General features: G+C 62.0%; 21 protein-coding genes and 1 pseudogene. 14 read left to right on the top strand and 8 right to left on the bottom strand.

The window, feature by feature from the left end; translation table 11 throughout:
* Nucleotides 1-153 precede the first annotated feature (153 nt).
* Nucleotides 154-1341, bottom strand: a complete 1188-nt coding sequence (locus tag GJB56_RS14875; protein WP_021332277.1) for an ROK family transcriptional regulator — start codon at nucleotides 1339-1341, stop codon at nucleotides 154-156.
* A 194-nt stretch (nucleotides 1342-1535) separates the two neighbouring features.
* On the opposite strand from GJB56_RS14875, the gene GJB56_RS14870 reads away from it, so the two are divergent.
* The 3 genes from GJB56_RS14870 to xylB all read left to right on the top strand — a co-directional run bounded on the left by GJB56_RS14870 (nucleotide 1536) and on the right by xylB (nucleotide 3575).
* Nucleotides 1536-1766, top strand: a complete 231-nt coding sequence (locus GJB56_RS14870) for a DUF3263 domain-containing protein (protein ID WP_020970382.1) — start codon at nucleotides 1536-1538, stop codon at nucleotides 1764-1766.
* A 69-nt stretch (nucleotides 1767-1835) separates the two neighbouring features.
* The gene (locus GJB56_RS14865; RefSeq protein WP_003946343.1) at nucleotides 1836-2153 is read left to right on the top strand and encodes a WhiB family transcriptional regulator; all 318 of its coding nucleotides are present in this window, start codon (nucleotides 1836-1838) and stop codon (nucleotides 2151-2153) included.
* Between the two features lie 24 nt (nucleotides 2154-2177).
* The gene (gene xylB / locus GJB56_RS14860) at nucleotides 2178-3575 is read left to right on the top strand and encodes a xylulokinase (protein WP_113683243.1); all 1398 of its coding nucleotides are present in this window, start codon (nucleotides 2178-2180) and stop codon (nucleotides 3573-3575) included.
* Between the two features lie 7 nt (nucleotides 3576-3582).
* Here xylB and GJB56_RS14855 read toward each other — a convergent pair whose 3' ends face one another.
* Entirely contained in the window at nucleotides 3583-4299 is a 717-nt protein-coding gene (locus GJB56_RS14855) for an HAD family hydrolase (RefSeq protein ID WP_020908678.1), read from the bottom strand.
* Nucleotides 4300-4441: 142 nt separating this feature from the next.
* Between GJB56_RS14855 and cycA the strand changes: the two genes are divergently transcribed.
* The 7 genes from cycA to GJB56_RS14820 all read left to right on the top strand — a co-directional run bounded on the left by cycA (nucleotide 4442) and on the right by GJB56_RS14820 (nucleotide 12647).
* Nucleotides 4442-5905 carry a D-serine/D-alanine/glycine transporter gene (gene cycA / locus GJB56_RS14850; RefSeq protein ID WP_019744791.1) on the top strand — a complete coding sequence of 488 codons (1464 nt, stop codon included), beginning with the start codon at nucleotides 4442-4444 and terminating at the stop codon, nucleotides 5903-5905.
* 122 nt (nucleotides 5906-6027) lie between these two features.
* Nucleotides 6028-6798 (top strand): M23 family metallopeptidase, encoded by a 771-nt coding sequence (locus GJB56_RS14845; RefSeq protein ID WP_003946431.1) that lies wholly within the window; start codon nucleotides 6028-6030, stop codon nucleotides 6796-6798.
* A 125-nt stretch (nucleotides 6799-6923) separates the two neighbouring features.
* Nucleotides 6924-8429: a glutamate-cysteine ligase family protein gene (locus tag GJB56_RS14840; protein WP_021345194.1), complete on the top strand. Its 1506-nt coding sequence runs from the start codon at nucleotides 6924-6926 to the stop codon at nucleotides 8427-8429.
* Nucleotides 8430-8570: 141 nt separating this feature from the next.
* Entirely contained in the window at nucleotides 8571-9464 is an 894-nt protein-coding gene (locus GJB56_RS14835) for a universal stress protein (protein ID WP_020970378.1), read from the top strand.
* A 175-nt stretch (nucleotides 9465-9639) separates the two neighbouring features.
* The gene (locus tag GJB56_RS14830) at nucleotides 9640-10680 is read left to right on the top strand and encodes an LLM class F420-dependent oxidoreductase (protein WP_007727670.1); all 1041 of its coding nucleotides are present in this window, start codon (nucleotides 9640-9642) and stop codon (nucleotides 10678-10680) included.
* Nucleotides 10681-11038: 358 nt separating this feature from the next.
* Nucleotides 11039-11932, top strand: coding sequence for a universal stress protein (locus GJB56_RS14825; protein ID WP_029255952.1), 894 nt, complete (start codon nucleotides 11039-11041; stop codon nucleotides 11930-11932).
* 76 nt (nucleotides 11933-12008) lie between these two features.
* Nucleotides 12009-12647, top strand: coding sequence for a response regulator (locus tag GJB56_RS14820; protein WP_019744786.1), 639 nt, complete (start codon nucleotides 12009-12011; stop codon nucleotides 12645-12647).
* A gap of 2 nt (nucleotides 12648-12649) precedes the next feature.
* Here the strand turns inward: GJB56_RS14820 and GJB56_RS14815 are convergent.
* The 5 genes and pseudogenes from GJB56_RS14815 to GJB56_RS14795 all read right to left on the bottom strand — a co-directional run bounded on the left by GJB56_RS14815 (nucleotide 12650) and on the right by GJB56_RS14795 (nucleotide 16796).
* Nucleotides 12650-14342: pseudogene (locus GJB56_RS14815) on the bottom strand (GAF domain-containing protein).
* A gap of 27 nt (nucleotides 14343-14369) precedes the next feature.
* The gene (locus GJB56_RS14810) at nucleotides 14370-15065 is read right to left on the bottom strand and encodes a hypothetical protein (RefSeq protein ID WP_113683241.1); all 696 of its coding nucleotides are present in this window, start codon (nucleotides 15063-15065) and stop codon (nucleotides 14370-14372) included.
* Between the two features lie 19 nt (nucleotides 15066-15084).
* Entirely contained in the window at nucleotides 15085-15417 is a 333-nt protein-coding gene (locus GJB56_RS14805; RefSeq protein WP_003946336.1) for a cupin domain-containing protein, read from the bottom strand.
* 84 nt (nucleotides 15418-15501) lie between these two features.
* Complete coding sequence (locus tag GJB56_RS14800) at nucleotides 15502-15993, bottom strand: dihydrofolate reductase (protein WP_113683240.1); 492 nt, start codon at nucleotides 15991-15993, stop codon at nucleotides 15502-15504.
* 2 nt (nucleotides 15994-15995) lie between these two features.
* Nucleotides 15996-16796: a thymidylate synthase gene (locus tag GJB56_RS14795; RefSeq protein ID WP_113683239.1), complete on the bottom strand. Its 801-nt coding sequence runs from the start codon at nucleotides 16794-16796 to the stop codon at nucleotides 15996-15998.
* An 86-nt stretch (nucleotides 16797-16882) separates the two neighbouring features.
* On the opposite strand from GJB56_RS14795, the gene cobF reads away from it, so the two are divergent.
* From cobF to GJB56_RS14775, 4 genes are all read left to right on the top strand, one after another.
* A complete protein-coding gene (gene cobF / locus GJB56_RS14790; RefSeq protein ID WP_060938206.1) occupies nucleotides 16883-17623 on the top strand; it encodes a precorrin-6A synthase (deacetylating) in 741 nt (246 codons plus the stop codon).
* Between the two features lie 75 nt (nucleotides 17624-17698).
* Nucleotides 17699-18865 (top strand): GGDEF domain-containing protein, encoded by a 1167-nt coding sequence (locus GJB56_RS14785; RefSeq protein WP_020908672.1) that lies wholly within the window; start codon nucleotides 17699-17701, stop codon nucleotides 18863-18865.
* Between the two features lie 43 nt (nucleotides 18866-18908).
* Nucleotides 18909-20084: a GGDEF domain-containing protein gene (locus tag GJB56_RS14780; RefSeq protein ID WP_020908671.1), complete on the top strand. Its 1176-nt coding sequence runs from the start codon at nucleotides 18909-18911 to the stop codon at nucleotides 20082-20084.
* 40 nt (nucleotides 20085-20124) lie between these two features.
* Nucleotides 20125-20991, top strand: coding sequence for an Fpg/Nei family DNA glycosylase (locus tag GJB56_RS14775; RefSeq protein ID WP_019744780.1), 867 nt, complete (start codon nucleotides 20125-20127; stop codon nucleotides 20989-20991).
* On the opposite strand, the gene GJB56_RS14770 is transcribed toward GJB56_RS14775, so the two are convergent.
* Nucleotides 20984-21859 carry a LysR family transcriptional regulator gene (locus GJB56_RS14770; protein WP_047888496.1) on the bottom strand — a complete coding sequence of 292 codons (876 nt, stop codon included), beginning with the start codon at nucleotides 21857-21859 and terminating at the stop codon, nucleotides 20984-20986. The genes GJB56_RS14775 and GJB56_RS14770 overlap by 8 nt on opposite strands.
* Nucleotides 21860-21894: the final 35 nt, after the last annotated feature.

Genomic DNA, 21894 nt, shown 5'->3' with positions numbered 1-21894 from the left:
TGGCTGACTCGGAGCGTTCCTGCGCGATCTCATTGTCGATATTGGCAACCGAATGATCGGTAGGTAATGAATTATGCAGAAGTGTGAGCGTCAACACAAGGGGTGCCGGAAAGGTCTGATTATTTGGCGCAGAGCATGCGAGAACTCAGTTGCTCAGGTGTGGAGCGACGCGGCGATCCGCAGATCGATTTCCCTGGCGCTGAGCAGATGGTCGAGGACGAGAACCGCACAACCGAGGATCCCGGATTGTGCGCCGTGGCTGACCGAAGCGATCTGAAGTTTTCGGGTGGCAAGCGCCGTTGCGTTGCCGTAGACGGACTCCCGGAGTCCGGCGAGGAAGAGCTCGTCTGCCTCGGCCATGTCGCCGCCGATGATCAGGACCTCGGGATTGAGGAGGTTTACCGCGCCGGAAATGACGTCGCCGATCAGTCGGCCGCTGCTTCTGATGAGCCGGCGGGCTTCGCTGTCGCCGTCCAGGGCGAGGCGGACGACGTCACGCACGTGCCCGACGCTTCGGCCCTGATCTCGGAGGGCGTGCACGAGAGCCCAACCGCTGGCGACGGTTTCGACGCAGCCGACATCGCCGCAGCGACACTTCATGCCCCGCGCTGCAGCGGTTTTGGTATGCCCGATCTCGCCGGACGCTCCGAGTGAACCGCGTTGGAGGATTCCGCCCATGACGATTCCTGCGCCGAGGCCGGTTGACGCCTTGATCATCAGGAGGTTGGGCGCGCTCTCGCGTCGTTCGCTCAATTCGGCCAGGGCCATCACGTTGGCATCGTTGTCGGCAAACAGTGGCGCCGTGGTCACCGATGCCAGATAGGGGGCAAGAGCGACGCCGTCCCATCCCGCCATCATCGGAGAGTCGAGGCTCGCTCCCGCGGCGACGTCGACCGTTCCGGGAATGCTCAGTCCGATTCCGATGACCTCGGTAGACGCGCGTTGGACCTGGGCCAGTAGTGACGAAAGATGCTCGGCAATTTCGGGCATCAGTTCGTCGGGGCCGACCCCGACCGACTTGTCGATGTCTTCTGCGGCGAGGATCGTGCCCGCCAGGTCGGTGACGGCAAGTTGTGCCCGCGATCGACCGATTGCCACGACGAGAACCACGCCGGACGAGTTCGCGAAGGTGAGAGTGGACGGCGGCCGGCCGCCCGTCGACGGGCCCTCGTCGTCATCGGCGATCAAACCAAGCGATTGAAGTGCTGCAACCCTGGCCGATACCGCCGTCCTGGACAGGCCGGTGAGCTTCCCGATCTCGCTGCGCGTGGTCGCGGAACCGCTGCGTATCAGCGTGAATACCTCTCCCGCGGTAGCCGGAGTCGTGGACGGTCGGGTCATTGTCCTATTCAAGCATTCCTCGTCGGTAACTTCAGCGTGCGAAAGTTCGCATACTTTGTCCACAAAAAGACGTAAGTAGGTCTTGTGAAAAAGCAGAAGTAGGCATAGTCTGTGTCTTGACTCACTGCCACGGGCGTCCGAGGAGACGAGTCGCAGTTTCTGTGAAGCAGGGCGCACAAACAGGGGAGAACCTGATGAGCCGCACCGATACACAAGAGATCGTCGAGTTCGCACGTAAGTGGCAGCAGTTCGACGGTGGACCTGACGAAGAGATCTTTGTAACCTTCGGCCTCGCCCCGGACGAGTATTTCCGCAGGCTGCAGGCAATTCTCGACGACGGCGTCGTAGCGCTGACTCCGCCGGTCACCGGCGAACTCGCAACGGTCTGTGCACATCGACTCGGCCAATCGGCCAGGCGTCGATAAGCCCGACCCGGCGTCAGCCCAGAGTCCCCCGAATCCGTTTCACCCGAGTAAGGAATTGAGGTCGCCATCATGCACAAGCACCTTCCGATGCCGTACCCGACCGCCGAAGTGTGGGACTGGCAGCTGCAGGGAGCGTGCCGTGGGCACGATTCCGCGGTGTACTTCCACCCGGACGGCGAGCGTGGACACGCTCGCGAGAACCGTGAACGCAACGCCAAGAAGGTCTGCGCGACGTGCCCCGTGCTCCAGCAGTGCCGCGAACACGCACTCTCCGTCCACGAGCCGTACGGCATCTGGGGTGGAATGACGGAGACCGAGCGCGCAGAATATGTGCGATCGCTGCGTAAGCGCAGCAACCGGATGCCCGCGGTCGCCAACGCGAGCTGACGGTCCTTCGGAAAGGACGCCAGTGTGACCCTCGTAGCCGGTATCGATTCGTCTACCCAGTCGTGCAAAGTCATTGTCCGTGATGCCGATTCGGGAGAACTGGTACGAGAAGGACGGGCGGCCCATCCCGTCGGTACCGAGATAGATCCGACATGCTGGCTCGAGGCGATGGACAATGCAATCGCCGCGGCGGGTGGGCTCGGCGACGTCGCAGCGGTATCCGTCGGAGCTCAACAGCACGGCATGGTGTGTCTGGACAGCGGCGGCGAGGTCGTCAGGCCGGCGCTGCTGTGGAACGACACTCGTTCGGCGAAGGCTGCGACGGATCTGGTCGAAGAACTCGGCGGATCGAAGGCGTGGGCCGACGCGGTTGGCGTAGTTCCGGTCGCCGCGGTCACGGCAAGCAAGCTTCGATGGCTCGCAGATCACGAGCCAGGCAACGCCGATCGCACTGCCGCGGTGTGTCTTCCGCATGACTGGCTGTCCTGGAAATTGGGCGGGTCCGGTTCAATCGAGGAGCTCGCCACAGACGCGGGCGACGCAAGTGGAACCGGCTATTACGCTGCCTCGACGCGCGAATACCGTACCGACTTGCTGGCGTTGGCATTTCGCGATCGCACCCCCCATGTTCCCCGAGTTGCATCGCCGAACGACAAGATCGGAAGCACTGACTCCGGGGGAATCATCGGACCGGGTACGGGTGACAATGCCGCAGCCGCACTGGGTTTGGGAGCAGTCCCCGGTGACGTGATGATCTCGATCGGAACATCCGGCGTCGTGTCGGCTGTATCGGCCACCCCCACACACGATCCCAGTGGAAACGTGGCAGGATTCGCGGACGCAACCGGCCTGCACCTGCCGCTGGTGTGCACTCTCAACGGCGCGCGCATTCTTGATGCGACAGCGTCCATTCTCGGTGTCGATCACGCCGAACTGTCCCGGTTGGCGTTGACCGCGCCCCTCGGAAACGACGGACTGGTCATGATTCCGTACTTCGAGGGCGAGCGGACGCCCAACCGCCCCGACGCCACGGGAGCAATGCACGGCTTCCGGCTGCAGAACTCGACGCCGGCGCATTTCGCGCGCGCGGCAGTCGAAGGGCTCCTGTGCGGCTTGGCCGACGGCGTCGACGATCTGGTTCGTCAGGGCGTCGAGGTGAAGCGAGTTCTCCTCGTCGGAGGCGGAGCGAAGTCTCGCGCTCTCTGTGAGATTGCGCCGGCAATTCTCGGAGTTCCGGTCGTAATCCCTGCTCCGGGTGAGTACGTCGCCGAAGGGGCATGCAGGCAAGCAGCATGGGCACTGTCCGGGGACACGCAGCCGCCGGTGTGGCCGAAACCGGAAGAGCGACGATTCGACGCCGAACCAGCTCCCCACGTGCGCGAGCGCTACGCGTCGTTGCGCGAACTCACCGAAGGCGTCTGAGCGCTCCCTACAGAAGCCCGAACTTCCGCACTGCGTCGAGTAGCGCGTGCGGGCGTTCGGTCGTCGGCAGGGGATCGACGAGTGCGAACTGGCAACCGACGTCTCGGGCCGCGCCGTCGGCGACGTCGCTGTCACCGATCATCAGGGTCTGCGCCGCATCCACATCCAGCTGTGCCAGGGCGTATTCGAAGATCGCGGGTTCCGGTTTGACTGCACCCACCTCGAACGACAGGACGAACTCGTCGACCCAGACGTCCCAGCCGCGGTCGACGAACGCCGGACGGATGTCGAAGGCGATGTTGCTCAAGACGGCAGTGCGTACGCCCTTCTCCGACAATGACTTCAGGACCTCACCGGTATCCGGGTACGGCGACCACTGGTCCGGATCGACCAGCAGCGCGTAGAAAGCTTCGGCTCGAACGGGATCGGGCACCCCGGACTTACTCAACACGTCGAGGTAAGCCTGACGATGCAACTTCGGATCCCGGTCGCGGTTCTCCCACGCGTAGATCCCGGCTTCGTCCATCTCGACGGTTCTGCCCACCGGCGCGGTCATCCGACGCATCAACTCGGCTTGAGCGTGCACGTCGAGCGGATCGCCTTGATGATCGACGAGGTGCTCGGTCCAATCGTCGCTCTCCTCCAAACGGAAGAGGGTTCCGGAGAAATCGAACAGCGTCGCGGCGATATGTCCGTCTTGATGGGCCGTGCTGTCAGTGTTCACCTCGACAGGTTATCGGCGTCCGCTTTCCGATGCTTGATGTGAGCCAGTGCACGCGTACTTTGAGAGAGCACATTTTCCGAGGTTCCCCCGACGGGCACGATTTCGATGCCCCGGATGAACCGTATGACGAGGGGGATCCTCCGTGTCCGACCACGCGAATACACCAGACCTGACGAAGCCGTCCGGCGAAGACCCCCACCTCTCACGTCAGCTGTCCAACCGGCATATCCAGCTGATCGCCATTGGTGGTGCCATCGGCACCGGACTGTTCATGGGATCGGGCAAGACGATCTCGCTTGCCGGGCCTTCCGTGATCTTCGTGTACATGATCATCGGCTTCATGCTCTTCTTCGTCATGCGGGCGATGGGGGAGTTGCTGCTCTCGAACATGGCGTACAAGTCGTTCTCCGACTTCGCCGCGGATCTGCTGGGCCCTTGGGCGGGATTCTTCACCGGCTGGACCTACTGGTTCTGCTGGATCGTCACCGGCATCGCGGACGTCATCGCGATTTCCGGATACTTCAAATACTGGTGGCCAGGTCTCGCGGCATGGATACCTGCTTTGCTGACGATCGCGGCGCTGCTGCTCCTCAATCTCCCGACCGTTCGCGCCTTCGGTGAAACCGAGTTCTGGTTCGCGCTGATCAAGATCGTCGCCATCGTCAGCCTGATCATCGTCGGCATCGTCATGGTCGTCTCCGGGTTCACGGCGCCGAACGGTGCCACCTCGGGTATCGACAACCTCTGGAACGACGGCGGCATGTTCCCGACCGGATTCATGGGCTTCGTGGCCGGCTTCCAGATCGCCGTGTTCGCCTTCGTGGGCATCGAACTGGTCGGCACCACCGCCGCCGAGGCGAAGGACCCGGAGAAGAACCTGCCGAAGGCCATCAACTCCATCCCCATTCGTGTCCTGCTGTTCTACGTCGTTGCACTGACCGTGATCATCGCGGTGACTCCGTGGCGCGAAATCAGCGCAGACAAGAGTCCGTTCGTCGCCATGTTCACACTCGCCGGCCTCGGCATCGCTGCATCTGTCATCAACTTCGTCGTGCTGACCTCCGCTGCGTCTTCGGCCAACTCGGGTATCTACTCCACCTCGCGCATGGTGTTCGGCCTTGCGCAGGAGGGCGACGCACCGCGGGCACTCGGCAAGCTGAACTCGCGCAAGGTCCCCGCGAACGCCCTGATGTTCTCCTGCATCTTCTTGCTGGCGTCGCTGATCCTGCTGTTCTCGGGCGATTCCGTGATCGAGGCCTTCACCGTCGTCACGACCATCTCGGCGCTGCTGTTCATGTTCGTGTGGACGATCATTTTGGCGAGCTACATGGTGTACCGGAAGCGTCGTCCGCACCTGCACGAGGCGTCGAAGTTCAAGATGCCCGGCGGCATCGTGATGTGCTGGGTCGTGCTCGCGTTCTTCGTCTTCATCCTCTGGGCGCTGACAACCAAGGACGACACCCTGCAGGCACTTGTCGTCACACCGATCTGGTTCGTGGTTCTGGGTATCGCGTGGGCGATCATTCGTCGCCGACCCGCTCACCGGGCACGATACGACGCATTCAAGTCAGAACTGGACGCCAGCCGACAGAACGGCGAGAAATAGTTTTGGTCAAGATCGGGTAACGGTGGCGGCCGCCTTGATCAAACTGTTACATTCTTCGGCAGACAGAGGAGCGGGCTTCATCAGAAGGACGCTGCACGCCGACGACTGACGGAGTACACACTGTGGGAAACCACCACCGCACGGGCAATGACGATGTTGTCTTCGAGATCGATCCCGAGGCAGCAAGCGGCCGCCACCGCACCCCGTCGGCTGGCCCTGGTGCCGGTGTCAAGGCGGGTGTCGTAGCTGCGGCTACCGGTGCACTCCTCGTCGGTGCAGGCCAGATGGGTGCAGGAACCGCTGCTGCGGCGCCGGCAACACAGACCATCGCCGGCATCGAAATCCCGCAGGGTCTGCTCCCCGAGGGCGTTGTCGTTCCGGCTGAATTGGCGGCACTTCCCGCTCTCGACATTCCCGAGCTTCCCGATTTTGCTGCCGATCTCAACACGCAGGCACAGCAGTTCCTCGCGGGGATCAACCCCGGCACCTCTGCTCGCACCGTGCAGCCGGTGTCCGGAACGCTGACCTCCACCTTCGGTTCGCGCTGGGGAGCACACCACGGCGGTCTCGACATCGCGGCTCCGATCGGTACGCCGATTCTGGCTGCAGCCGACGGCCAGGTCATCGACGCCGGCCCGGCGTCAGGTTTCGGCCTCTGGGTTCGCGTCCAGCACGACGACGGCACCGTCACCACGTACGGCCACGTCAATGACTACCAGGTCAACGTCGGCCAGCGCGTCAATGCTGGCCAGCAGATCGCCACAGTGGGTAACCGTGGACAGTCCACCGGCCCGCACCTGCACTTCGAAGTTGCCGAGAACGGCGCAAAGGTCGATCCCGCAGCGTGGCTGCAGGCTCGCGGCGTGGCTGTCACCTGGGTAGACAACTCGTAAGAGAAACTTTCGGAGAACTGCGGTGGCGTCGGGAAATTCTTCCTGGTGCCACCGCAGTTCTCGTTTGTCGGTGACACCGGCCGGATAGCCTTCAGTGACGTTGATCGTCGAAGGGGGAATGCGCGATGGGTGCAGAAGTCACGGCGCGAGAATTCACGCGGGCGGACCGTAGGCTCTTTCGCAAGAAAGTGCGGTCATGCGTCGACGCCATGAAGCAGATGCTCGACGGTGGTGACTTCCGAGACGCCGTCGACAAACCGGCGCCGCTGCTGGGCATGGAGATCGAATTCAACCTGGTGAACGGGGACATGGCTCCTGCGATGTCCAACCGTGAAGTGCTCGAATCCATCGACGACGCTGCGGTTTTCCAAACCGAGCTCGGACAGTTCAACGTCGAGATGAACGTCGAACCCGGCCCACTCACCGGTGATGCAACTTTCGAATTGGAAAAGAAACTGCGCGCCTCCCTCGACGTCGCAGACGCGCGAATCCATGCGCACGACGCCGAGATGGTGATGATCGGGATGCTGCCGACCCTGCAACTCGAGCATCTCGATCGAGAGTGGATCACCGCGAACCCGCGTTACGAATTGCTCAATGAGCAAATTTTCACCGCTCGAGGCGAGGACATCGAACTCGACGTCGAAGGTGTCGCGCTACCTGGCAGCGACGTGGAAATTCTTCGGGCCGATACCAATTCGGTAGTCCCGGAGGCGGCATGTACGTCCATGCAGTTGCATCTTCGCGTTGCGCCGGAAGAGTTTGCCGCGCATTGGAATGCCGCGCAGTGTCTGGCCGGCGTACAGGTGGCGTTGGCGGCCAATTCTCCTTTCCTGGCAGGCAAGGCGCTCTGGCACGAATCGCGCATCCCGATCTTCGAGCAGGCCACGGACACAAGAACTTTCGAGCTGAAGAACCAAGGTGTGCGGCCGCGGGTGTGGTTCGGTGAGCGGTGGATCCACTCGGTGCTCGACTTGTTCGAAGAGAACTCGCGGTACTTCCCGGCCCTGCTGCCTGACGTGTCGGACATCGATCCACTGGAAGTGCTCGCGGCGGGCGGGGTTCCGGAGTTGAGCGAGCTTCAGATGCACAACGGCACGGTATATCGCTGGAATCGTCCGGTGTACGACTGCTCGGATGGCAAGCCGCACTTGCGTATCGAGAATCGAGTGCTGCCGGCCGGACCGACTGTCGTCGACATCATGGCCAATGCGGCCTTCTATTACGGCACAGTTCGGGCGCTGGTGAACGCGGAGCGGCCACTGTGGTCGCACATGTCGTTCCATGCGGCAGAAGAGAACCTGCACATCGGCGCCAAGTACGGACTCGACGCAACTTTGTACTGGCCGGAGATCGGTTGGGTCGGTGCCGACGAGTTGGTCCTGCGAAGGCTGCTGCCGTTGGCGGACGAGGGTTTGGCGGACTTCGGGTTGTCCGCCGCGGCCCGCGATCGGTATCTCGGCGTCATCGAGGGGCGGTGCCTGAATCGGCAGACCGGTGCCGCCTGGCAAAGAGAGCACGTGGCGCGCGCGGAGGCCTCGGGCGCGGACCGCTCGACTGCGCTCACCGGAATGCTCCGCGGTTACGTCGAGAACATGCGGGCGGGAGATCCCGTTCACACCTGGTCCTGATTGCTCTGCTAATTCTCCTATCCGTCAACAGTTTCGGGGACCTAAGTCCCCGAAATGAAGAGGGGGCGACCCCAAAAAAGCCGGACAAGTGGGATGGTTAGAGTGAAAGTGGCTCGGTTACTTCTTCAGGAAGGTGGGCACATGAGTTCACGCGAACATAACAGTGTTGTTGTCGGAGTCGAGGGTTCGGACACTGCGTCCACTGCGCTCCGCGAGGCCGCGAAAATCGCCGCCCAGCGCGAATTGCGACTCGACATCATCCACGCTCTCGACTTCGCGCCTTACGGTTTCGGCGGACCGTACGTCGACGCGGGTGGGGTGTACGAATGGGTCGAAGAGGCGGGAAAAGCGATCTTGGCAGAGGCGGAACAATTCGCCCGTGAGATCGATCCGAAACTCGAAGTTCACACCGAAATCGCCATCGGCAGCGCAACTCAGTGGTTGATCGAGAGTTCGGCGCAGGCCAGGCGGGTCGTTGTCGGAGCGTCCGCTTCAGGCAAGGCGGCGACGGCAGTTCTCGGCAATACAGCGGTCGGTGTTGCCAGTCACGGCAAGTGCCCGGTCATCGTCGTGCGGGACCGCGACGGCGCAGTGCCTTCGGAGGGACCCGTCGTGGTCGGCGTCGACGGCAGTGCGCTCAGCGCGCAAGCGGTGGGCGCGGCATTCGAGGAAGCAGCGTTCCGCGGCGCCGAGTTGGTGGCGCTGCACGTGTGGAGTGACCTCGGCAGCGCGGCATTCGAAGACCCGAGGGCAGCTGCGCTTGCCCCGCAGTCTCTCGAAGAGGAAGAGCACGCCGTACTCAGCGAGAGCTTGGCCGGTTGGTCCGAGCAGTACCCGGACGTGAAGGTCCGGCGCGAGGTATACCTCGACAACCCACGAGGACGGCTGCTGGACTGGTCGGCAAAAGCGCAGCTTGTTGTAGTCGGCAGCCGTGGACGTGGTGGATTCCGTGGCATGCTCCTCGGCTCGACCAGCAATACTCTGATCGCTTCGGCCAAGTGCCCCGTCATGGTGGTTCGCCCCGAAGAATCCTGACCTCTCCAGGTTCTCCCGCTACCCCGTTCGTTTCGGTCATCGAATACGAACGGGGTAGTCACATGAATGCGGACTCATGTTCCGTAGTGTTCGATGTGAGTTAAGTGTTCGATGGGAGTACCAAGGCTGTGTGCGCGTCGCACACGGCGGCAATCGTCTGGATTGGGGTTACAACGTGCGTATCGGTATGGGTTTGAACTACAGCGGCGGGTTCGCCGAAACCGTCGAAGAGGTCGGTGACCTGGAGAAGGCGGGCCTGGACATCGCCTTCGTTCCGGAAGCGTATTCCTTCGACGCGGTCAGCCAGCTCGGTTACCTGGCGGCCAAGACGTCCACCATCGAACTCGCTTCGGGAATCTTCCAGATCTACACCCGTACGCCCTCGTTGACCGCCATGACGGCAGCGGGCCTGGACTTCGTCTCCAACGGTCGCTTCGTGATGGGCCTGGGTGCTTCCGGACCGCAGGTGATCGAGGGATTCCACGGCGTCAAGTACGACGCTCCGTTGGGACGCACGCGTGAGGTCGTCGAGATCTGCCGTCAGGTGTGGCGCCGCGAGAAGGTCGAATACCAGGGCAAGTACTACCAGGTTCCGCTCCCTGCCGAGAAGGGCACCGGACTGGGCAAGCCGCTCAAGCTGATCAATCATCCTGTGCGTGAGCGCATCCCGATCCTGATCGCTTCGCTCGGACCCAAGAACGTCGAACTGACGGCTGAGATCGCCGAAGGCTGGGAACCCATCTTCTTCCATCCGGAAAAGGCAGCAAGCGTATGGGGCGAGCCGATTGCGAAGGGCAAGGCCAAGCGCGATCCGAGCCTCGGCGAGCTTCAGGTGTACGCGTCGCCGGCCCTGGCCATCGGTGACGACGTCGACCACATGCTCGACTGGGTACGCCCGAGCCTTGCGCTCTACATCGGCGGTATGGGCGCCAAGGGCAAGAACTTCTACAACGACCTCGCGGTGCGATACGGCTACGAAGAGGCCGCCGAGAAGATTCAGGATCTCTACCTCGCGGGCAAGAAGGACGAGGCCGCAGCAGCGGTCCCGGACGAGCTGGTTCGCGCCGTGTCGTTGATCGGTCCCGAGAGCTACGTCAAGGAACGCGTCGCAGCCTTCGCCGAAGCCGGCGTCACGACGCTCAACGTCACGCCGTTGGCGGCCGATCGCAACGGCCGTGTTCAGCTGATCGAGAAGTTCCGCAAGATTTGTGACTGACCCTGCCGTGCGCCTTTATTAACCGCCGGCGGTTAATAAAGGCGCACAGCAGATCGGGTGATTCGGGATCTCTTGCGCACGAAACCCGATTTTCGGCGCTTTCATATGGGACTTTTTTCACTTCTGACCGGTCGGGTTCTTCGCCTAACGTGGATCGAGTAGCCAGGGTTTGCGTGCGAATCCGGCACCGGTGGCCTCGTTGACGCCCGAAAGGGATGTTGGCGGGGCCGTTGCCGCAGTCCACCCGAACTCGGAATGTCCGATTCGGGACTCGCGTCGGCTGATGAATCCTTTTTGCCGTCATTGGGCAATAGTGTGAGGGCGAAGAGATTCTCTGGTCGATCGTGGAGGGACGAACATGAGTGCAACCAAACCCGTAGTCGTAGCAGTGGACGGCTCGGAATCGGCGTCGTCGGCTGTCGTCTGGGCCGCTCGAACGGCGGTGGCGCTCGGTCGTCCGCTGCACATCGCGACGGTGGTGCACATCCCCGCTTTCTACTACTCCGAGCCGTACCTCGCCGAGAGCTTCAAGGACGAACTTCGCCGCACTGCCACCGCTCGTCTGGACAGCGCGCAGATCCTCGCGCGGCAAAGCATCGACGACGACCTCCAGATCGTCACCGAACTACTCGACGGCAGCGTCTCCGATCGCCTGATCGAATTGTCCAAGGGCGCGTACATCATTGCGCTCGGGCCCCGCGGGCATGGTGAATTCACCGGATTGGTCGTCGGTTCCGCGACGGTGTCGGTCGTCTCGCACGGCGAATCTCCGGTGGCGGTAGTCCGGGGCCGGACGCTTGATGGTCGACCGCCGACCGAAGGTCCTGTCGTCGTCGGCGTCGATGGATCCGAAAGCAGCATCGAGGCAGTCGAGCATGCTTTCGAACAGGCATCCGCTCGGGGTGCAACATTGATCGCCGTCAACGTGTGGAGCGATGTGAGCGTGCAGCCCTCCCTCGGCGCCACCCCCGACGATCCACTGTGGAGCAGCATCCAGACAGGTGAGGAAGTTGTTCTTGCCGAGCAATTGGCTGGTTTCACCGAGCGTTACCCAGACGTCGTCGTCGAGAGAGTCGTCGCGCGTGACCGTCCGGTCCGAGTGCTGAGCGAATACGCGGAGACGGCGCAATTGATCGTCGTCGGCAGCCGTGGGCGCGGCGGATTCGCGGGAATGCTCCTCGGATCGACCAGTCGGGCACTGCTCCATACTGCGGATTGCCCGGTTCTCATCGTCCGGCACGTCAACAAGTGAAGAGAATGCATTCAATGACTTTTGAGTCCACCATCTCCGGTACCGTTCGACGTGAGATGTCTTTTGGAGGGGTTCGATGACAACGCGGATATTCCTGGTCGACGATCACGAGATCGTCAGACGCGGATTGTTCGACCTACTCGGCGGGGTCGAAGACTTCGTGGTGGTGGGTGAGGCCGCATCCGTGGGAGAAGCATTGGCTGCGGTACCGCAGAGCAATGCCGACGTCGCGGTTCTGGACGTACGGCTGCCGGACGGCAACGGCGTCGAACTGTGCCGCGAACTGCGCTCGATGCTGCCCAACCTGCGCTGCCTGATGCTCACGTCGTACGCGGACGACGAGGCATTACTCGACGCGATCATGGCGGGCGCTTCGGGATTTGTCCTCAAACAGATTCTCGGAACCGATCTGGTCGCTGCGGTCCGCACAGTCGGGCGCGGCGGTTCACTGCTCGACAGTCGGGCGACGGAGGCGCTGATGCAGCGGATCCGTAGCGACCGCACAGCTGATCCGTTGGCCGAACTTTCCGATCAGGAGCGAGCAGTCTTCGACCTCATCGGAGAGGGGCTCACCAACCGGGAGATCGGAGCGCGATTGTTCCTCGCGGAGAAGACAGTCAAGAACTACGTGACGCGTCTGCTCTCGAAGCTGGGCATGCAGCGTCGCACTCAGGCTGCGGTGCTGGCCACCGAAATCCGCAGCGGCAGTCGATAGGTCTACCGACCGGACTTCGGTCGATTCGAGTTGGTGCGACCGAGCGGTACTCGCCAGAGCAGGCGTGCACCGCTCGGATCGTGGTTGACGATCGTGCACGTACCGCCGCAATGTTCGGCACGGCGCTCGAGATTGTGAAGTCCACTCTTGTGGAAGTCGGAGGGGAGTCCGACGCCGTCGTCTTCGATCGTGATCGCAAATTCGACGTCCGCGGTGACTGCGATGGTGATGTGGTGTGCGTGTGCATGCCGAAGGACGTTGCTCAGCCCCTCACGCAGCACAGCTTCGGCGTGCTGGTGGATCCCGGGATTCACCAGAGTGTCGATGGCGCCGGAGAATTGGACGCTGGGGGTCACGGCGGACTGTGCGGTGGCGTCGCCGATGACATCGAGGAGGCGGCGGCGCAGGCTCGACGAATCGGTGGCTGTGGGAGTTTGCAGATCGAAGATGGTTGTCCGAATCTCGCGGACTGTCTTGTCGAGCTGTTCGAGGGATCGTTTGACAATCGCGCGCGCCGACTCCGGGAGGGTCTCGTCCGGAAGCGTGCTCTGCAGGCTCATTCCGCTCGCGAACAGTCGCTGGATGACGTTGTCGTGCAGGTCTCGTGCGATGCGGTCGCGGTCCGCGAGAACCGACAACAGGCGTTGCGCCTTTTGTTTCTCGTCGAACTCGATTGCAACGGAGCCGAGTTCGGCCATCGACTCGATCCGGGTCAGTTCGTCGTGATCCCAGTGCGTGTTGGTCGAGTTCGACGCCACGATGACCGCGCCGACTACACCCGAGGCGACGCACATCGGTGCCACGACCGCACTTCCGGCCGACGGCACCAGTTCGGCGAGTGCACCTAAAGTGGTGAGTACCTGTAGCTTTCGAGTGCTCCGTACCACGTCGAACGGATAGGTCGTCGCTGGAATTCTGACTCCACGTGACGTAGTTCGGGCGCTGGCCGCAGCGTGAACCTGTGCGTATCCGTTCTCGCAGATCACCACGATCACGTCGTCGACGCCGGTCAGGTCCCGAACGCGACTGGCAAGAAGTTGCAGGCCGTCCTCGAGCGAGTCACCGGCCAGCAACCGCGAGCGAATGGCAGATGTTGCGGTGAGCCATCTTTCACGAGTTCGTGACTGCTCGAACAGTCGAGCGTTTTCCACAGCGATGCCGGCTGCGATGGCGAGGGCCTCGAGAATGACCTCGTCTTCTTGGGTGAACTCGGCTTTTCCGCGCTTCTCGGTCAGGTAGATACTTCCGAACACCTTTCCTCGCATCATGATCGGCGCCCCGAGGAAACTCTCCATCGGTGGATGATTCGCGGGGAATCCCACCGATTCGGGATGGTCGCCGAGATGCGCCACACGCAAAGTCTGCGGGTGATTCATCAGAACACCCAGAACGCCATGACCTTCGGGGAAATGTCCCATGGTCGCGCGTTGGGACCCGGAGATTCCCTCGTACACGAATTCCGAGAGCCCGCCCCCCCGGCGCCGCAACCCCCAGGGCGCCGTAGCGGCAATCCAGAACCGTTGTCGCAGAAGTGATGATCCGTTGGAGAGTCAGGTCGAGATCCAGACCTGAACCGACCACCAGGACCGCCTCGAGCAGACGGTGGAGTGTCGGTATGTCTGCATTGGAATCGCCCAGGCGGTCGAGCAACTCGCCGAACGTGCGTGCCGGACTGTGACCCGATGCTTCGACCATGGTCGAAGCATATCGCTTCGCGGGACGTCAGCCCTCCTGACGGCGACCTTCCCACCACGACGACCAGTGATGCTTGATTTCGTCGAACTCGTCATCGCTCAGGGCGTAGGTGGTCAGCAGGATGGACATGCCTCCGTCTGGCCGCTGCGGAGTCACCGACTGGGTCGCGACAGAGAGTAGACCAGGACCGAGATCTTCGACTGTCAACCCGAATTGGTGATCGGTGACGTAGTCGACGACGCCTTCGAAATAGTCGCCGGGAGCGATTGTCGCCGCGTACCGACTTCCCGCTTCCAAACCGATTTCGGTGAGCCCGAGGACGGTTGCCGCATTCTCGCCAGGGAGCAGCAGGCCGTCGAGATAGATGGTTCTTCGCTCAGCGAGTCCGTGGTGCTCCACTGCGAATCTGAGCAACTGGAGGAACGTCGTCCATCCCTCGGTGATGTCGTCGTACCAGTCGTCGTCGGCAGATTTGGCCGGCCGATCGATGCGGACGACCGTCTTGCCGTCTTGTTCGAGAAGTGAGAAGCGGTCACCGTTTCCGAGTTTCAGCGTCAGTGCCTCGGGATCGGCCTCAGCGGTGGAGTAGATCTGGGCGATTTCGTCGTCGAGACCGTCGTACTCCCAGCCGAACCAACGACGAATCAGCGACGGGTCGCGCAGGGCGGGCCACAAAACGGACGGGGCTGCGACGATGGACACTTCGATCACGGTTTCGCTCACCCGGAAGACGGTACCGACTTCAACCCTTCATAGCGACGGTGAGCAGAAATGCAACGTCTTCGAGCGCTTCGACGCTGTGGCGGTCGGCCGGCACGGTGAGGAAATCACCGGTGGATCCTTTCCACTGGTCGCTCCCACACACAAGATTCAGCTTCCCGCTCAGGACCAACAGTGTGGCTTCGCCCGGACTGTCGTGTTCGGCGAGGCTCTTGCCGGCGCTCAGGGCGATCACCGTCTGTCGCAGGCTGCGCTGGTGGCCGCCGTAGACGGTTTGTGAACTGCGACCGCTGGTCGCCGAGCCCGCCAGTTTCAACTGTTGGCGAGCGAGAGCGGTCAGTGACTTCTTGTCCATCGAAGACCTCTCGGAAGCGGTGAATGTCGTTCTTGGAGTATGACCGACTCACTCGCGAGGTGCCTCGTTATCGGCGGAAGTCGGTCAGCGCGTGTATTCCAGCCAGCGGAAGCGCAGCCCGCTCTTCTCCGAGGTCTGCCAGGGCTCGTCGGACTTCAGGTTCCATTCGGGGCCGATCTCGGGAGCAAAGGCATCACCGGCGATGTCGAGGTCGACCTCGGTCACCAGGAGATGCGTCGCGAATGGCAGTGCAGCCGAATAAATTTGCCCGCCTCCGACGACGAATACGTCACCGTCCGGCAGCGCCAGGGCGTCGTCCAGCTTGTGGACTACCTCGGCGCCTTCGGCTTGCCATTGCGGATCGCGCGTGACGACGATGTTCCGACGCCCGCTGAACGGCCGGAACTTCAGTGGAATGGAGTCCCAGGTGCGCCGTCCCATGATCACCGGATGTCCCATGGTGACGCGTTTGAAGTAAGCCATGTCCTCGGACACGCGCCACGGGATCGTGTTGTCGACGCCGATGACGCCGTCGTGGGCCTGCGCCCAGATGAGGGTGACTGTGCGATCGGTCATCGTCAGACCGCTACCGGCGCTTTGATCGCGGGGTGGTGCTGATAATCGACGATCTCGACGTCCTCGAAGGTGTAGTCGAAAATGGAGTCGCGTTTGTTCAGCTTCAGGGTCGGCAACGGAAGGGGCTCGCGACCGAGCTGCTCGGTGACCTGGTCGACGTGGTTGTCGTAGATGTGGCAGTCGCCGCCGGCCCAGACGAACTCGCCGACATCGAGTCCGGCCTGCTGGGCCATCATGTGGGTGAGCAGCGCGTAGCTGGCGATGTTGAACGGAACGCCGAGGAACATGTCGGCGCTGCGCTGGTACAGCTGGCAGGAGAGCTTGCCGTCGGCGACGTAGAACTGGAAGAAAGCGTGGCATGGAGCCAGCGCCATCTGCGGAATGTCGGCGACGTTCCACGCCGAGACGATGATTCGCCGCGAATCGGGGTTGGAGCGCAGGGTCTCGACGGTCTGCGTGATCTGGTCGATGTGCTCGCCCGAAGGGGTGGGCCAGCTACGCCACTGGACGCCGTAGACGGGGCCGAGTTCGCCGTTCTCGTCGGCCCACTCGTCCCAGATGGAGACGCCGTGCTCGTGCAGCCACGCCACGTTGGAGTCGCCGCGCAGGAACCACAGGAGCTCGTTGACGATCGACTTGAGGTGGACCTTCTTGGTGGTGACGAGCGGAAAGCCGTCGGCAAGATCGAAACGCATCTGGTGACCGAAGATGCTGCGGGTGCCGGTTCCGGTTCGATCGGATTTGGCGGTACCCGTCTCCATGACGAGCCGGAGGAGGTCTTCGTACGCAGTGGAGACAGTCACGGGAATCAGTCTAGGGCCTGCCTTGCCGTGCGCCTTTATTAACCTCCCGCGGTTAATAAAGGCGCACGGCAATATAGCCTCGGCACATGCGCGAACTCTTGGTGATCGGTATCGGTGCGGGTGATCCCGACCAGGTGACGGTTCAGGCGATCAAGGCTATGAACAGGGCCGATACCTTCTTCATCATCGGAAAGGGTGACGAGAAGCAGGCTCTGGTCGACTTGCGAACCGGCATCCTCGACGAGCACGTTCACCTCGACTACAAGGTGGTCGAGATCACGGACCCGCCGCGGGACCGAACCCCGACCGATTACGAGGGGGTTGTCGAGGACTGGCACGAGCGTCGGGCCGCGAAATTCGAAGCGGAATTCGCGGCCGAACCTGGCGTCGGAGCGATTCTCGTCTGGGGTGATCCCTCCCTCTACGACAGCACTCTGCGGATCGTCGAGCGCGTGCTCGCTCGCGGGAAAGTGACGTTCGACTACTCCGTCATCCCGGGAATCACCAGCGTGCAGTCGTTGGCTGCACAGCACCGAATCGTCCTCAACCGAATCGGCGAACCCATCCACATCACGACCGGCCGCAAACTGGCCGAGGGATTGCCCGACGGCGTGGACAACGCCGTCGTCATGCTCGACGCGCATTGCACCTTCACTCAGGTGGCCGAAGCCCATGCCGAAATCTGGTGGGGGGCATACCTCGGAACCGCGGACGAGGAGTTGATTTCCGGCAACCTGCGCGACGTCGAAGATCGGATCGTCGCGCGCCGGGCGGAGCTGCGCGAGAAGCACGGTTGGATCATGGACACGTACCTCGTTCGGCGCTGACACCGACCGCGGATTCGCGGCCTCGATCCTGCGCTCTTGATCCCGAACGACGGTCTGCGCACCTATGATCTGCGCATGACATCGTTCGGGCAGGACCGACTGCAGTCGATTCTGCCCGCTCCGCGTGGCCGTGAAAAATCAGCTGTGAAGTCGGCTTTCGACCTTCTCGTTCAGTGGTATCGGCGTCCTGATCAATTCGACAGTTTCAATCGATACCTCGCCACGAAGGGCCTGGAGCTAGCCGTCCGATTGCTGGTCATCGGTTCCCTGACGACGGTCATCGTTGCGATGACTCTGCTGCGCTTCAGCGACGCGGGCGTGCACAACCACGTCACCAGCGTCGTCAACGCCGTCATCATCGGAGTCACGGTCGCGGTGATCGTGCTCTTCTGCCTTCTGCCCGAAATCACGCGTCGGTGGTCGTACTTTTTTGTCGCCTACTGCGAGGTCGGCGTATTTGTCGGTGTGTTCTTGAACAACGACCCCTTCATCGGGTTGATCCAGTGCGTGCTATTGATACTGATCGGTGGTTACATCGCGTATTTTCACAACGCGAGACTCCAGGCGATTCACATCGCCCTGTCCATCGTGGTTCTGGCAGTGGTCGGCCGAAAGGTCGCGGTCTACGCGGATCCTGCGTTGGCCACCGCACTGTGTCTGATCATCGCCACCGGGATCGTGGTCATCCCGTTCGCCTGCCAGTTCGTCCTCTCACTTCTCGGCTCCGACGCGGACAGTTCGGATGTGGATCCGTTGACCGGCCTTCTGAATCGGCGCGGGCTGCAGCGAGCTGTTGTCGAAATGGGGGCAACGGGGCATGCGTCGAGCAAGTCGTCGTATGTCGTCGCGATCGTCGATGTCGATTCGTTCAAGAGCGTCAACGACTCGCGGGGGCACGAAGAAGGCGATCTCGTACTTCGTCAGATTGCTGATCGACTGCGGTGGTGCGGCGGCGAGAAGGCGCTCTTCGCCAGATTCGGTGGGGACGAGTTCGTCTTGGTGGACACGATCGACGTCGGTGCAGCGCCCGCATTCGAGGACAATCTGCGAAGGCACCTGCGAATCGACGATCGTGATCCGGCGGTGACGACCAGCGTCGGAGTCGCGATCACCTCTGCCGAATGGTCTTCGATCATTTCCGACGAGGAGTTGACGGAACTGTTTCGAGTAGCAGACGCCTCGATGTACCGCGCGAAGGCAGCCGGCGGCGATCGGGTTGTGATGTGGGACGGCAAAGAGTGAGAATTGTCTGATTGCGGGGAGTTGACTGGATTACCCTGACCTTATGGAATCTGCCGAGAGTGTGGAGCGTTCGGACGCCGTCGCGTCTCAACGGCCGCTCTCGGGTCCCGCATTCCGGCTGATCTCTTCTCAACTTGTCGATTGGTATCGGCGTCCGGACCAATTCGACACCTTCAATCGCTATCTCGCGGACAAAGGGTTGACCGTCGCCTCGCGGTTTCTTGTCGTCTGCTCGTTGGTGCTGGTCACCGTGATCATGTTCTTGACTCGCTTCAGTCCACAGGGACCGACCACTCCGCACGCGCGCACCGCGAACGCAGTCATCATCGTCATAACCGTGATGATGGCTGTCGCCCTCTCGACGAGGCGCAACCTCTCCCGTTCCTGGTCATACGCCTTTGTGCTCTATTCGGAAGTGGGAATAGCGGCCGCAATGCTGTTGTATTCCAATCCACTTGCGGCACTGGCACATGCCGTGATGTTCTCGGTGATCGGCGGATACATCGCGTTCTTCCACAATGCTCGAATACAGAGCCTTCACATGTTGTGGGTATTCGTCGTAGTCATCGGCATTGTGACGCGCATTTCCGTTGTCGAGAACTATTCGGATGTTCCGGTTCTGGTCGCTTTGACAGTTCTCGTCGGCGCGGCGATCTACGTGATCCCCTTTGCCTGTCAGTTCATCTTCTCCATTCTCGGCACCGATGCGTTGAATTCGCAGTTGGACCCACTGACCGGACTTCTCAACAGGAGGGGACTGGCCGACGAGGTGCGACTGTTACTGGAGCGGTCGTACGCCAATTCGGCGCTTGTCGTTGTCGCCGCTGTCGACATCGATCGATTCAAGACCATCAACGACGAGTACGGGCACACAGTCGGGGACGCTGTGATCGAGAAGGTCGGATCGAGACTGGTCGAATGCGCCGGCCCGGCGGCCTTGATCGCACGGATCGGCGGTGACGAGTTCATCATCGTCGATTCGGGCGATCAACGCTCGGTCGATCGACTCGAACAAGAACTTCAGCGATCAACGGTCACTGCTCCCGGCCATTCCGAGGTGGCCCTGAGCGTCGGAATCGCGAAGGTCGCAGGTCCTTTCGAATCGCCGGACGATGCACTCATCGCCTATCCCACTTTGCTGCGACGTGCAGATCGCGCGATGTACGCAGCGAAGGCGCGCGGTGGACACTCGGTGGTTCTGCTGACCGAAACGGACTGAGCACACGGTGAGTGTCCGTGGTCGGCGTTAGTCTGATGCCATGCCTGAACTACCCGAGGTGGAAGCGCTGGCAGGATTCCTTCGTCAGCACGCGGTCGGCGCAGTGGTGGGACGCGTCGATATCGCTGCATTGAGTGTGCTCAAGACCTTCGATCCGCCGATCACGGCTTTGCAAGGGCGTGACGTCACGGGCGCCGCCCGCTTCGGGAAACATCTGGCTCTGGATTGCGACGGGTTGTGGTTGGTCACGCATCTCTCCCGTGCCGGTTGGATGCGGTGGCTCGATAATCCGTCGCCAACGCCGCCGAAGCCGGGGAAGGGGCCGTTGGCGCTGCGCGTTCATTTCTTCACACCTGAAGGGTTGACGCCGGCATTCGATCTCACCGAAGCCGGCACCAAGAAACGTCTCGCCGTGTGGGTGGTGAACGATCCGCAGGAGGTTCCGGGCATCGCCCGGTTGGGGCCGGACGCGATGGCTGTGACAGAAGCTGAGTTCGCAGAGATTCTGGGCGGGACGTCGGCGCGGATCAAGAACTCGATAGTCGATCAGTCGCTGATCGCCGGCATCGGGAACGCCTACTCGGACGAGATCCTCCACACCGCGAAACTTTCGCCCTTCGCGACCTCGTCGAGGCTGACGCCGGAGCAGATTTCGACGCTGTATGCCGTGATGCGGTCCACGCTGGCCGACGCGATCGAGCGTTCGGAAGGTCAGGACGCGGCGCGGCTCAAAGGTGAGAAACGCTCGGGAATGCGAGTACATGCGCGCACCGGACTTCCTTGTCCGGTGTGCGGTGACGTCGTACGCGAGGTGTCGTTCGCGGAGCGTTCTTTTCAATACTGTGCGACGTGCCAGACAGGCGGTAAGCCGTTGGCGGACAGGCGAATGTCGAAACTGCTCAAGTAGCGAACTGCGCCGCGAGTAATTCGACGAATTCGCGGGCGAGCGCCGACGAATGGGTGGGTTCGGTAATTGCGTGGACGATCCGATGCGGGGCATCGGTGATCGGAATACAGACCAGTTCGGGATGTAGGGCGCTCATGGACTGGGGGAGCAAACCGACACCCAGGCCGTTGGCAGTCAGTGAACAGATCAGGTCCACCGAGTTGGCTTCGAGCGTTTTTCCGCGTGGGACCTGTGATTCGGCGAAGGCTTGGTCGGTTTGGACACGGGCCTCGCTGCCGGAGGCGAAGTCCACGAGAGTGTGATCCCGTAGGTCTTCGAGTCTGATCGACGAGGCCTGGGCAAAGGGATGGTCGGGAGCAACAAACGCTGCGGTGGGTTCACTCCACAACGGTGCGGCGGCAAAGCTCCTGGGTAAGCGGCCTGCGGCCAATCCGACGATGCCGACGTCGATTGCGCCGGACCGGACTCCTTCGATAACTACTTCACTGCCGTACGGTCGCGCGGTGATGTTGATTGCAGGGTGGCGGCGTGTCAGATCTGCCAGCGCACGGCCGACGTCGACGCGCCCCGCCGAGGTGATGGTGCCGACCGTCAGCCGCACTTGCTCGTTGCTCCGTGCCGAGACATCACTGACCAGTCTCGACACGGCGCCGAGCACCTCACGAGAGCGGGCGACAAAAACCTCCCCGGCAGCAGTCAGGCCGACGTTTCGACTGTTGCGGTTGAACAATTCGACTCCCAGTTCCTTTTCGAGGTCTCTGATCTGGGCACTCAACGCGGACTGTGAAACGTGCAACCGCGCGGCAGCACGGCTGAAGTGTCTGTCTTCCGCGACTGCCAGGGCGTAGCGGATGTGACGTAGTTCCATTGCACAAATCTATCGCTTCTGGAGATAGATCATGC

Origin of the sequence: Rhodococcus sp. AQ5-07 (assembly GCF_009707305.1) — a bacterium.
In the GTDB taxonomy this organism is placed as follows: Bacteria; Actinomycetota; Actinomycetes; order Mycobacteriales; family Mycobacteriaceae; genus Rhodococcus_F; species Rhodococcus_F erythropolis.
Note: the sequence above shows the minus strand (reverse complement) of the source record. Positions and strands in the feature narration are given on the sequence as shown.